Genomic DNA, 12,064 nt, shown 5'->3' on the forward strand with positions numbered 1-12,064 from the left:
CGGTTGAGGTTTCGATTGAAATACCCAAAGCCGCCGCGGTCTATGCACGCGTCAACGACGACTCGATTGCCTGTACCAGAAACGCCGTGGCTCCGGTGCCGCAGGGGTTGTCGTAGTAGTCAACAAAGCGCTGGTCGGCAAGATAACCATTGGCGAGGCCCAGGTATGCTTCGTCCTGGGGCTCGTGTCCCCAGTTAAGGCCAATCCATCGGCGGTGCATTGCGACAAGCTTGCGGGCTTCGTTACTCTTTGGATCGCCGTCGCCCATGGCAATCGAGAGCTGGCCCAGAATAGCGCGTTCAAGTTCCTTCATGTCGTTCCATGTCTCGGGATCCATATCCAGCAGTGCTTCGTTTGCGGCGTCGATCGCCTCGTCGCCATAGCGCGCTCGCGCCTCGGCACCGTAGCGCTCCTCGTTTTCGTGCACGGAGCGCCAGCGTTCCAGTTGCGGCAGGACGGCGCCCATGAGCGAGACGGCTTCGTCGAGCGACATGCCGGTGTTTTGCGCCAGCCGCGGGGCACAGTCTTCGATCATTGCCTCCATGGTGGTGTCGTAGGTGTACTTGCCGTGGTCGTAGCACCACTTGCAGTAATGGTCGGTCGTGGCGCCCGCAGCATCGGTGCCGCAGTCGTCGGGCGTGAGTATCATGCCGCAGCTCTGGCAATAGTGCTCGGGCATTTCGAGCAGATGAGACAGCGGCTTGCCGGTCACGGCGGCGATGAGCTTCATCATGTCGATGCCCGGTGTGACCTCGCCACGCTCCCAACGGCTGACGGCTTGGCGTGTGACGAAGAGCTTGGCGGCGAGCTGCTCTTGGGTAAGGTGATGGGCGCGACGGACGGCGATGAGCTTTTCTGCAAAGGCCATAGCGGCTCCTTTCTGCTGCTTGATGGCTTAAGCATACGCGGCAGCAGGTGCCTTTCCAAGCAACCGTTGGTTGCACGACGGGGGACCGCGGCGAAGAATTGCGCGCAACGCCTCACATCTCCATGCCGTACAATGACCGGTATGGAACCTATCGCACACATACATACCGACCTGCCGCAGAAGTTCGGCATTCCGCGCAACAGCTTTTTGGCGCCCCATCTGCAGGGGCGCATCGTCTTTGAGCCGGAATTTGCCTCCAACGCAGCAGTTGAGGGTCTGGATTCCTTCTCTCACCTATGGCTGCTGTGGCGTTTTGAAAACGGCACGCCCGGCGGCACGGCTAAGGACATAGCTGCCGATGCCAAGTCGCAGGACAGGTCCGGCACCAACGCAAAATGGTCGAAAACCGTGCGCCCGCCGCGTCTGGGCGGAGCCGAGCGCGTGGGTGTATTTGCCACACGCAGTCCGTTTCGCCCTAATCCCATCGGTCTTACCTGTGTCAAGCTCGATCGTGTCGAGCTCACCGATGATGGCCCGATCATCCATGTGCTGGGGGCCGATCTGCGCGACGGCACGCCCATCTACGACATTAAGCCCTACATTCCGTTTGCGGATTGCCATCCAGATGCGACCGGCGGCTGGATTGAGGATGCTCCGTGGCAAGAGCTCGATATCGAGTTCCCGCAAGCGCTGCAGGATATGATTCCGCCCGCAAAGCTCCCCGGCTTGATAGAGGTCCTTCGCCAAGATCCGCGCCGCGCGGGTAGCAAACACGAGCCAAACCGCGTCTACCATCTGGCTTACGCTGGGCTCGACATATCCTTTACGGTTGATGGAACCAGGTTGGCGGTAATCGCCGTCAACGACGCGCGGGACTAGCCGGCCATTCGCCGGCGCCCGCCAAATTCAACGCCAAACCCTCATGACAAAATCGCCCACGCTGGTGGACAATAACGCCTACCAAAACAATCCGCTTTGCACGGGAGCTCAGCATGAAATACGACTTTACTTCGCTTATCGACCGCCACGGCATGGACGCCATCGCCGTTGACTCCTGGGGTGAAATCCCCGGCATGGCTCCGAACGCGCCCGACGAGGGCTTCGACCGCATCCCCATGTGGGTGGCGGACATGAACTTTGCCACGGTGCCCACGGTCCAGGAGCACATCATTCAGCGCGCCCAGCATCCCATGTTTGGCTATTTCGATCCTCGCCCCGAGTACTTCGACCGCATCATCGAATGGCAGAGCCGCCGTAATGGCGTTAAGGGCCTGCTCCCGGAGCATATCGGCTACGAGAACGGCGTGCTGGGCGGCGTCGTGTCGACCCTGCGCGCGTATGTCCAGCCGGGCGATGCGGTGCTGGTCCACAGCCCGACCTACATCGGCTTTACCAAGTCCATCGAAGCCGCGGGCTATCGCATTGTCCACAGCCCGCTTAAGCTCGACGACCAGGGCGTGTGGCGTATGGACTTTGAGGACATGGAGCGCAAGCTCGCCCAAAACCACATCCATGCTGCGGTGTTCTGCTCGCCGCACAATCCCTGCGGCCGCGTATGGGAGCGCGACGAGATCGAACGTGCCATGGACATCTATCGCCAGCACGATTGTGTGGTGATCTCGGATGAGATTTGGTCCGATATCATCCTGCCGGGCCACAAGCATATCCCGACGCAGTCGGTGAGCGAGGATGCCCGCATGCGCACGGTCGCCCTCTATGCGCCGAGCAAGACGTTTAACCTGGCGGGCCTGGTCGGCAGCTACCACATCATCTATAACGAGACGCTGCGCGATCGCGTGTGCGCCGTGTCCAATAAGACCCACTACAACGAGATGAATGTCCTTTCGATGCACGCGCTTATCGGCGCCTACCAGCCGCAGGGCTACGAGTGGCTCGATGAGCTTAACGAGGTCATCGAGGGCAACATTGACTACTTCTGCGATTACGTGGACGAGCATTTTGAGGGCGTGTCCTATTCGCGCCCGCAGGGCACCTATATGGTGTTCCTGGATTGCACGGAGTGGTGCCGCGAGCATGGCCGCGATATTCAGTGGCTGCTCGATGAGGGCGCGCGTGTGGGCGTGGGCTATCAGGACGGCCGTCCGTTCCACGGACCCTGCCACATTCGCGTGAATCTGGCACTGCCGCTTTCGCGTGTAAGGGAGGCGTGCGAGCGCTTGGACCGCTACGTTTTTAATGCACAGTAAGTGAGCGCTGCATGCGGGGCCGTCTGCCAGATTGGCTGGAAGGCCCCGTATGGTAAAGCATCTGTAACCATTGAGCGCACGCGCGGTTTTGTCTGCTAATATCTTTGCCCTTGAGTCTGTAAACAGGATTGTCTGGAGCTCGATGAAAAGACCTCGTCGCTCGGCCGCCATATCGTTGTTTGTTGCGCTTGCAGTGGTGAGCGCCTTTGTCGTGGCGATAGCTGGCTGTTCCGAGTCGAATGACGGGGCCGCGGCGTCTGCATCAGAAGGCGCGGCCGCCTCGCAGGTCAAAGATGACGGCCTTAAGACGCTCAACGTCGGTAGCGATCTCTATCCGCCGTTTGTGTATAGCGACGAGTACGGCAATATCGTCGGCCTGGATGTCGAGATTTTGACCGAGGCTTTGGCCCGCATTGGCTACAAGCCAAAATACCAGCTGATCGACTGGGAAAAGAAGAAAGAGCTGCTGGCAAGCGGCGAGCTCGACTGCGTCATGGGCAGCTTTACTATGACGGGCCGCGAAAACGAGTATCGTTGGGCCGGACCGTACCTTGCAAGCCGACAGGTGGTTGCTGTCGATCCCGAAAGCGATATCTACACGCTTGCCGATCTTGAGGGTAGGGTCGTGGCGGTCCAGTCCACCACCAAGCCCGAATCGATTCTGCTCAATCGTACCAATGAAAACGTTCCGCAGATCAAGGAGCTCTACAGCTTTTCGGACCGCTCGTACTTGAACCCGGCGCTTGTTGAGGGCCTGGTCGACGCCATCGCCGCACACGAGTCCTCGCTGCTCACCTACGAAAAAGACTATGGCGTGACGTATCGCATTTTGTCTGAGCCGCTGCTAGAGGTTGGTTTGGGCACCGCCTTCGATATCAATGACACGCGCGGCATCGACGTTAAGCTCACCCATGCCTACCAAGAAATGCTTGCCGATGGCACCATGGAGCGCCTGGTGTCAAAGTATTTTGATGACCCTTCGCCCTTTTTGAATATGGAGGGCCTGTCGTGATCGATGCACCCGACCACACTACAGAGAAGCGGGGCGACCGTTCGGCCCTGGCATGGCTCCTTGTCGCCCTGTTGGGGATAGCGCTCTCGGCTGCTGCCGGCGCGATGAGCTACGGTTACACGACGGCCCAAGCCGAGCAGCGCTTTTCCGACGTTGTCGATTACGTGGCGACACAGAGCCTTTCCTACGATGCGTTCAACAGCGCCTATGCGACTAAAAATCTGATTCGCGTTATGGAGATTGCCGGAGAGGTAGCGCGCGATATGGAGCGTGATGCCTCGGCGGATAACGCCACACTGAAGCAATATGCCGATCAGTTCAACGTGACGGCGCTGATTGTGACGGACGCATCGGGTAACTTGGTGTCCGAGTCATCGACGGATAACGTGGGCTACGAGTCGCTTGCTGCATATCTTAAAGAGACGCCCGTGCTGGAAGTGGCGACCCATCCGCTTAAGTCCTATACCGCTCGCATTACGCTTGCGGATGATTCGGTCGCAGACATTGGCTGCGTGGCCCGGCGGGACGGCGAGGGCATCGTTGTCGCGGTGAGGCACCAGAGCGCCAAGGCGGTCGCGAGCAATACGCTCAAGTTGCAGAGCTTGCTCGATGGTTACGAGACCATCGATAGCGGCAATATCGTGATCGAAAACGATGGCAAGGTCGTTGCGACCAACGCTGTCGAGCCCACCATGTCGGGCGTGTTCGATTTGCCTGCGACGGATGCCGTCATTGTCGACGGTATCAAGGAGCGTTGCCTGGCTGGTAGGGTCAGATTGGTCAACGCCAACGGCGAGTGGTATCTGGGCACATTTGGTAAAGCGCGCAACTTCTACGTGTACACCTATGCCCCCGCGCGGCGTTACTTCGAGACCGTCGCTGCTGTTGTTGCCAGTGTGTTGGCGCTCTACGGCGGCGCCATGGCCGCTGTTGTGATGATGCGCCGCCGTGCCGAGCACCAACACTTGACCGACCTGTTGCAGCAGGAGCGCAACTATGGCGACAAGCTGGCAAAGGCAGCGCGCGAGGCGTCGTCTGCCAACTCTGCAAAGGCGGAGTTTCTGCGCCGCATGAGTCACGATCTACGCACGCCCATCAACGGTATTCGCGGTATGGTCGAGGTGGGCGATGCCAACGCGGACAACTTGCAAAAACAGACCGAGTGCCGCTCAAAGATTTGGACGGCGTCGGGGCTGCTACTCGACCTTGCGAACGAGGCGCTCGATATGAGTCGCCTGGAGAGCGGGCAGGTCGATCTGGAGCTCGTGCCCACAAATTTGGTGGTTCTCACCCGTGAGGTGCGCGATATTCTGGAGCGCCAGGCCGAGGAGCGTCTGGTGACAATTATCTGCGACCAACAGGCCCTTGACCATCCCTATGCACGGGCGAGCGTGACGCACCTCAAGCGCTTGTTGGTCAATATTGCCGGCAATGCCGTCAAGTACAACCGCCGGGGCGGCTATGTTCGCCTGACGTGCCGCGAGGTGGAGCCGGTGGACGGCGTCCCCGTCTATGAATACACGATCGCCGATAACGGTATTGGTATGAGCGAGGAGTTCCAGCAGCACCTCTACGAGCCGTTTACTCGCGAGGAACAACAGGTGGAAGGCGCTTCATCGGGAACTGGCCTGGGCGCGTCTATTGCCAAGCAGCTGGTCGAGCTTATGGGCGGAACCATGAGCTTTACGAGCGCCTTGGGGCAGGGGACGGCGTTTACCATCCGCCTGCCGCTTGAGAAGTGCGAGCGCTCCGAGATTCCCCAGGCAGCTCGCGTGGGTGCGGGCGACAGCGACGCGCTCCAGGGCCTGCGTGTTTTGCTCGTAGAGGATAACGACCTGAATGCCGAAATCGCACAGTTTGCGCTCGACCGTGCCGGTGCCATCGCGACGCATGTGAAGGATGGCGAGTCTGCCGTCGAGACGTTTGCCGCGAGTGCGCCGCACGAGTACGATGTGGTGTTGATGGACATCATGATGCCTGGCATCGATGGCCTTGAGGCCACGCGTCGGATTCGAGCACTCGATCGCGAGGATGCCGCGACCACGCCGATCATCGCCGTGAGCGCCAACGCCTTTGCCGACGACCGTAGGCTCTCGCGCGAGGCGGGCATGAACGCGCATCTGAGTAAGCCCGTGAGCTCGCAGGAACTCATTGAGGCGCTTGCGCACATAGCCGCCGACGCTTCATAAGCATATGGCCCGGTTCCAATGTTGGTTGGAACCGGGCCATATCGCTATTTGCAAGACCTGCTTTTAGGCTTACTTTTCATGAATCTGTTTGCCGCAAAGATGCTCAATCGAAATCTCGTAGAGTTGGACGCCCTTGATATCTTTGGCGATTTCTTCCTCGACTTCTTCGGCAGAAGGGTAGTACTTAAGCGCGAGCTGACGGACTTTGTCCTCGATAAACGCGGGGGCCTCATCTACCAGGCGGCAACGGCCAAAGACCACGGTACTCATAACGTAGGGAGCCCAGTCGTCGTCCTTGTACCACTCGTTGCCGTACACGGTAAAGCAGACTTTGTCGTCACGCTTGAGTGAATCGACCTTGTGGCCAGCCTTGGCGCCATGGAAATAAATCTTGTCGTGCTCGGTGTCAAAGAAGTAGTTGACGGGAATGGCATAAGGGTAGCCATCGTCGCCGTTGACGGCAAAGACGCCGCGCTTGCAGGCGGCAAGCAATTTGCGCGCTTCCTCGTCAGTGATGGCGCGTTTCTTTCGACGCAGGGGCCTAAACACTGTTGGCTTCCTTTCTAGCTGTGTATGGTGGTAGAGCACAAACTATAGCGAAACAGTTCCGTTTTTCTTGATGCGGGCGAGGATGTTTTTGAGCTTGTTAAAGTCGAGCGGTTTGGGCAGATGGGCGTTCATGCCGGCATCGTGTGCCGCCTTGGCGTCCTCGACAAAGGCGTTGGCGGTGAGCGCGATGATGGGGGTGTCGTCCGCATCGGCCTTCTCGCTCAGGCGAATCGCACGAGTCGCCTCGTAGCCATCCATGCCCGGCATCATGATGTCCATCAGGATCGCATCGAAGCTGCCGGCGGGGCGACTAGTGTATAGATCGACCGCTTCGTTGCCGTCGGCGGCGCGAGTTACGACGATGCCTTCGCTTTCGAGCAGCGCCTGGGCAATTTCGGCATTGAGCTCGTTGTCTTCGGCCAAAAGAACGTTCATGCCGGCAAGCGAGCAGCTGATCGCCTGCTCGTCCGCACCTTCTCTTGCCTGAGGGTTCTTGTCGATATCGAGCGGAATCTGGACGTTGAACGTACTTCCCACGCCAACCTCGCTCGAAATCTCAATCGTGCCGCCCATCATGTCGATGAGCGATTTGACGATCGGCATGCCCATGCCAGTTCCCTGAAATTTACTGCGAGCATCGTTGCCTTCTTGGGCAAACGGTTCGTAGATGTGCTTAAGAAACTCGGGCGACATGCCGATGCCGGTGTCCGAGACGTTAAAGCAAAACACTGCGTGCTCGTCATCGAGCGGTTTGACAGTCGACGAGAATGTGACGGTGCCACCGCGCTTGTTGTACTTGATGCTGTTGTCGAGCAGGTTGACGAGGATTTGTCGAATATGGGTGGGGCTGCCGATCATGTATTGGTCGACAGCGTAGGGCTCGCTGGTGTCGAGCATTGTTATGCCACGATCAGATGCGCGGAGCTTGCACAGTACGAGCGCATCGTCGCACAGCTCTTTGAGGTTGAATGATTCGTGCTCGAGCGTCACTTTGCACTCCTCGATCCTGCCCATCTCGAGGATGTCGTTAATCAACGACAGTAGGTGGTTGGCGGCAACACGCGCCTTGGCGCGGCTTTCCCTGGCGACCTGCATGTCGCCTTCTTTCAATTCCTCAATTTCGATAAGGCCCAGCATGCCGTTGAGCGGTGTGCGGATATCGTGGCTCATGCGCGTGAGGAAAGCGGTTTTGGCGGCGTTGGCGGCGTCGGCTTTCTGGCGTTCTTTCTGCGCGCGATGAAGCGACCAGATAAGGACGACGATGCCGGCGAGCAATACGCAGATGATAACGGTCGCAACGGCGATGCGGTTGCGGTAGATAAACCGGAACGTGTCCGATTCTTGCGCGGAGTACGATGCAGGCGAATAGCTGCTTGCAGAGAGCGATTCGCCTGCATTGATGATGCCCTTATTAATGATTCCCAACAGCTCGGGTTTGCCGCGCGAAATCAAGCACGATAGTTGCGCCGTGTTGGTGAGTTCCTGTGTTTCGAAGTCCTCGATGTTGTGGGCGTCAAGGATGGTTTGCAGACGCGTGCTGGGGACAATGATGCAACTTGCCGTCCCCTTATTGAGGGCTTTGAGCGCCTCGTCGGCATTCGGAAATTCGGTTACCGTTGCATCGGGGAATAAGCTCTCGAGCTCAAAACGGTTGACGATCGCATTCGCTGTACAAGCGATATTCTTAAGGTCGCCGTCCAGGTTGTTGCTGCTGTGAATGGCGGTCAGGGAGACCGTTCCCATCGGGTTCGACTGGACGGCTCCCCCTTGCTCGGCAAGCCAGTAGTCGCGAAACAGCGGCAGCGCGACATCGATGGTTCCTTTGGAAAGGGCTTTGACCATTTGCTTGTTGCTCGAGACCGCGACTGTTTTAACCGTAATGCCAAACTTGTCGTGCAATGTCGTTGCAAGCGAGGCGAGCGACCCTTCCATCTCGCCGTCGTCGTTTTGCGTGCAGTAGGGAAGTTCGTTTTTAAGATAGCCGAGCGTAATGGTGTTGCCGTTTGCTTTGAGCCAGGAACGCTCGGGGCCAGTGAGTGATGATGAGCCGCTGTTTTGGGCCGAGTAGTTCGATTTGACTTCGTCGTTATAGCGCGGGTTGGTGCGGTTGATTGCCGCCATGGCCGAGTTGATGTCGTTCATCAGATCGGGGCGGCTTTTGGGGACGGCAAAATAGTAGTCGCTCGAGCCTACGTAGAACATGGGCGACGCGTCGGGCGACGAAATGGTGTCGTTCATGATAATGGCGTCGACCTCGCCGTCTGAAAGTGCCTCAAAGAGGGCGCTTCCGGTGTCGATTTCTTTATAAGTACAGGCGATGCCCTCGTTGGCGAGCCACTGCTGGCCGACGACGGTTTGCATAACGCCAGAATTGCAGCCGATGGTGAGGCCTTGAAGCGCTTGGGGGTCACCCTTGGTCAGATCGTCGCGATCGGGCCTGGCGTAGATGTAGTAGCGCTCGGTGCCCTCGGGGTTCGAGGAAAAGAGCAGCTTCTGCTCGCGCTCTGCCGAATACGAGATGTTGGGCATGAGGTCGATTTCGCCCGCCTCGAGCATGTCCAAAAGCTCGGTGAAAGTGCCAGGAACGTATTCGTATTGCCAACCCTTTGTGTAGTACGAGAGGGTCTGGAGGTACTCATAACCCCATCCCGAGAGGCGCTCGCCCGGCGTGCCTTCCTGGAAGCCTGCGTTGTTGACGAGCCAGCCGACGCGGACCGTCTTGACCTGCTGGTCGGAGTCGGCGGCAAAGGCCGGGGTGGGCATGACGGTGCTCAGTATGGCGAGCGCGGCAAGCGCGACGGCTAGGGTGCGATATAGAGCTAAGCGAAGGACGGCGGAAGGTTTCACATGCAATCCTATCGAGTCGAGACGGTACCGCATTAGGATACCAGCTCAGCTGGCCAGCTGCCGGACGCGCCGCTAAGTGGTCGCGCCCGGCACTGGCGACTAGTCATTGGGGACGTTCTTAAACGACTAGTCATCGGGGACGTTCTTGTTTGACTAGTCATTTAAGAACGTCCCCAATGACTACTTTCTGCCGGCACAAAAGGAACGTCCCCAAGTGCCGGATGTGGGACAATACCGAGCGAATGTGATTGGGCGTCTGGGAAAAGGGGTCGCGATGAACAAGTTGAGGACGCTTGCCGACCTGTCGCGCCGCGTGCGCGAATATCGCCGACGCCAGCGCTAGAGGGGGCTAAATGAATATCACGGTATACCTGGGCGCGAACGTCGGCAACGACCCGGCGTTTCTGCCCGCGGTGCAGGAGCTGGGCGACTGGATTGGCGCCAACGGCCACGCGCTGGTATACGGCGGGTCCAAGTCGGGGCTGATGGGCGCGCTCGCCGATAGCGTGCTCGAGGCAGGTGGACACGTGACGGGTGTTGAGCCGAGCTTTTTTATCGAGGCCGAGTTTCAACATGACGGTATCGACGATCTCATCGTGACGAGCGATATGGCCGAGCGCAAGGCCAAGATGATCGAGCTCGGCGATGCATTCATTGCCTTTCCCGGTGGGACGGGCACGCTCGAGGAGATCGCCGAGGTCATGTCTGCTGTGTCGTTGGGGCATCTGGGCGCACCATGCATCTTGTACAACCTGGATGGGTACTACAGCGACCTCAAGGCGCTACTCGGGCACATGATCGATAAGGGCTTATCGAGCCCGCAGCGCCAGATTGGCATTTACTTTGCCGACGATTTGCGCGAGATTGCCTCGATTATCAACGGATAAGTCTTGAGCCTGCCCCACTATGACTCCCAATGGTGCCGTTTGCGGCGCAGATGGTTGGCTCGTTCGGGCAACGCTCGCTCTACAATTAAACGTATCTATGTCGACTTTGACCGCGGGAGGACTCGATGGATAACCTTGCCAAGCCCACAAACCGCGCGCTGTTTTTGGTCAACGTTGCCGTGACCGGTGCGTTTGCGGGTGCTGCGGTCTGGTTGTTCTTCTTTGCGATGGAGCGCGGTATCGACTATCTATGGACCGAGATTCCGCACGCGCTGGGCGTCGCTTCGCCCGAGCTTGCCAGCGGTCCGTTCGGTTTTTTGCCGTACCCGTTTTTCGTCTGCCTGTTGGGCGGCCTGCTGATCGGTCTGTACGAAAAGATGACGGGCACCAAGACCGATGACCTCAACCAGGTGATGGCCAAGGTAAAGCGCGACGGCCGCTACCCGTACGACAACCTGGGCAAGCTTTCGCTTGCGGCGTTGCTGCCGCTGCTGTTTGGCGGAAGCATTGGACCAGAAGCCGGCCTGACCGGCGTCATCGCGGGTCTGTGCAGCTGGGTCGGCGACCGCATGCGCCGCTTTGGCGCCGAGTTTAGGGAGCTCACGCTGTTGGGCATCCAGGCCGCCCTGACGGCGCTCTTTACCGCGCCCGTCTTTGGCTTTGTGGCGCCGCTCGCCGGTAGCGCCGACGGCCAGGGCGCCAACGGCGATGGGGACTCAGCGTCCGACGAGATCACCATCAAGCTTCCCAAGGCGCAAAAGACCGTGGTCTACGGCATTGCGATTGCCGGCGGTCTGGGTACCTACCTGCTGCTCGGCCAGCTTATGGGCGGCGGCATGGGCATGCCCAGGTTCGAGGCCGCCGTGGTGGGCAACCTGGAGCTTACCTGGCTCATTCCTCTGTCGTTGATCGGAACAATCTGCGGCTGGCTGTACTTTGTTTCTGAGCACGCGAGCGAGGCGTTGGCCCACGCCATAGGGGAGCGCCCTGTCGTCAAAGCCATGCTGGCCGGTCTGGCGCTCGCCATCTGCGGCACGGTTTTGCCCTACACCATGTTTGCCGGCGAGACACAAGCCGATGTGCTCATGGAGACCTATATGACCATTCCCGCTGGTGTGCTTATTGCAACCGGTCTTGTCAAGGCCATGCTGACGCCCGCCCTCATCAACATGGGCTGGCGCGGCGGCCACTTCTTCCCGGTTATCTTCTCGGGCGTGAGCCTGGGCTACGGTCTTGCCGTCCTCACCGGCGCTGATCCGGTCTTTTGCGTCGCTGTCTGCACCGCCTCGACGATGGGTGCGGTCATGCGTCAGCCAGTCATGGTCGTGGGCCTGCTGCTCATGTGCTTCCCACTCAAGGGTATCGTCTGCATGATCATCGCCGCCGTTATCGCCGCCGGCATTCCGCTGCCCAAGCCGCTGCGCAAGTAACATGGTGGTGCGCGGCCAATACAGGCATTCCAGGCCCGGCGTGAGAATGTAGCGTCTGCTGGGCTGCTGTTCCAA

9 protein-coding genes are annotated in these 12,064 nt (G+C 59.0%); 6 read left to right on the forward strand and 3 right to left on the reverse strand.

Annotated features, from left to right (window positions below):
* Positions 1-40: 40 nt before the first annotated feature.
* On the reverse strand, positions 41-868 hold the full coding sequence (locus DW003_RS08945; protein WP_118388703.1) for a TipAS antibiotic-recognition domain-containing protein: 828 nt from the start codon (positions 866-868) through the stop codon (positions 41-43).
* A gap of 141 nt (positions 869-1,009) precedes the next feature.
* Here DW003_RS08945 and DW003_RS08950 point away from each other — a divergent pair, with 141 nt between their 5' ends.
* From DW003_RS08950 to DW003_RS08965, 4 genes are all read left to right on the forward strand, one after another.
* Positions 1,010-1,747, forward strand: a complete 738-nt coding sequence (locus DW003_RS08950; protein WP_233545561.1) for a tRNA (N6-threonylcarbamoyladenosine(37)-N6)-methyltransferase TrmO — start codon at positions 1,010-1,012, stop codon at positions 1,745-1,747.
* 113 nt (positions 1,748-1,860) lie between these two features.
* Positions 1,861-3,075 carry a MalY/PatB family protein gene (locus DW003_RS08955; RefSeq protein WP_118388707.1) on the forward strand — a complete coding sequence of 405 codons (1,215 nt, stop codon included), beginning with the start codon at positions 1,861-1,863 and terminating at the stop codon, positions 3,073-3,075.
* Positions 3,076-3,217: 142 nt separating this feature from the next.
* Entirely contained in the window at positions 3,218-4,087 is an 870-nt protein-coding gene (locus DW003_RS08960) for an ABC transporter substrate-binding protein (RefSeq protein ID WP_118388709.1), read from the forward strand.
* Positions 4,084-6,276, forward strand: coding sequence for an ATP-binding protein (locus tag DW003_RS08965; RefSeq protein ID WP_118388711.1), 2,193 nt, complete (start codon positions 4,084-4,086; stop codon positions 6,274-6,276). Before DW003_RS08960 ends, DW003_RS08965 begins: the two co-directional genes overlap by 4 nt.
* Before the next feature lie 69 nt (positions 6,277-6,345).
* Here DW003_RS08965 and DW003_RS08970 read toward each other — a convergent pair whose 3' ends face one another.
* A complete protein-coding gene (locus tag DW003_RS08970; RefSeq protein ID WP_118388713.1) occupies positions 6,346-6,825 on the reverse strand; it encodes a pyridoxamine 5'-phosphate oxidase family protein in 480 nt (159 codons plus the stop codon).
* Positions 6,826-6,867: 42 nt separating this feature from the next.
* Complete coding sequence (locus DW003_RS08975; protein ID WP_158573222.1) at positions 6,868-9,672, reverse strand: transporter substrate-binding domain-containing protein; 2,805 nt, start codon at positions 9,670-9,672, stop codon at positions 6,868-6,870.
* Positions 9,673-10,025: 353 nt separating this feature from the next.
* On the opposite strand from DW003_RS08975, the gene DW003_RS08980 reads away from it, so the two are divergent.
* Positions 10,026-10,559, forward strand: coding sequence for a TIGR00730 family Rossman fold protein (locus DW003_RS08980; RefSeq protein ID WP_118388717.1), 534 nt, complete (start codon positions 10,026-10,028; stop codon positions 10,557-10,559).
* 125 nt (positions 10,560-10,684) lie between these two features.
* Entirely contained in the window at positions 10,685-11,989 is a 1,305-nt protein-coding gene (locus tag DW003_RS08985; protein ID WP_118388719.1) for a chloride channel protein, read from the forward strand.
* Positions 11,990-12,064 lie beyond the last annotated feature (75 nt).

It is taken from the genome of Collinsella sp. AF36-3AT (genome assembly GCF_003475205.1).
In the GTDB taxonomy this organism is placed as follows: domain Bacteria; phylum Actinomycetota; class Coriobacteriia; order Coriobacteriales; family Coriobacteriaceae; genus Collinsella; species Collinsella aerofaciens_AF.

Excerpts from the sequence above, each read along its gene's own strand:
- DW003_RS08945 (WP_118388703.1), bottom strand. The coding sequence starts at position 868 with ATGGCCTTTGCAGAAAAGCTCATCGCCGTCCGTCGCGCCCATCACCTT.
- DW003_RS08950 (WP_233545561.1), top strand. The coding sequence starts at position 1,010 with ATGGAACCTATCGCACACATACATACCGACCTGCCGCAGAAGTTCGGC.
- DW003_RS08955 (WP_118388707.1), top strand. The coding sequence starts at position 1,861 with ATGAAATACGACTTTACTTCGCTTATCGACCGCCACGGCATGGACGCC.
- DW003_RS08985 (WP_118388719.1), top strand. The coding sequence starts at position 10,685 with ATGGATAACCTTGCCAAGCCCACAAACCGCGCGCTGTTTTTGGTCAAC.
- DW003_RS08960 (WP_118388709.1), top strand. The coding sequence starts at position 3,218 with ATGAAAAGACCTCGTCGCTCGGCCGCCATATCGTTGTTTGTTGCGCTT.
- DW003_RS08980 (WP_118388717.1), top strand. The coding sequence starts at position 10,026 with ATGAATATCACGGTATACCTGGGCGCGAACGTCGGCAACGACCCGGCG.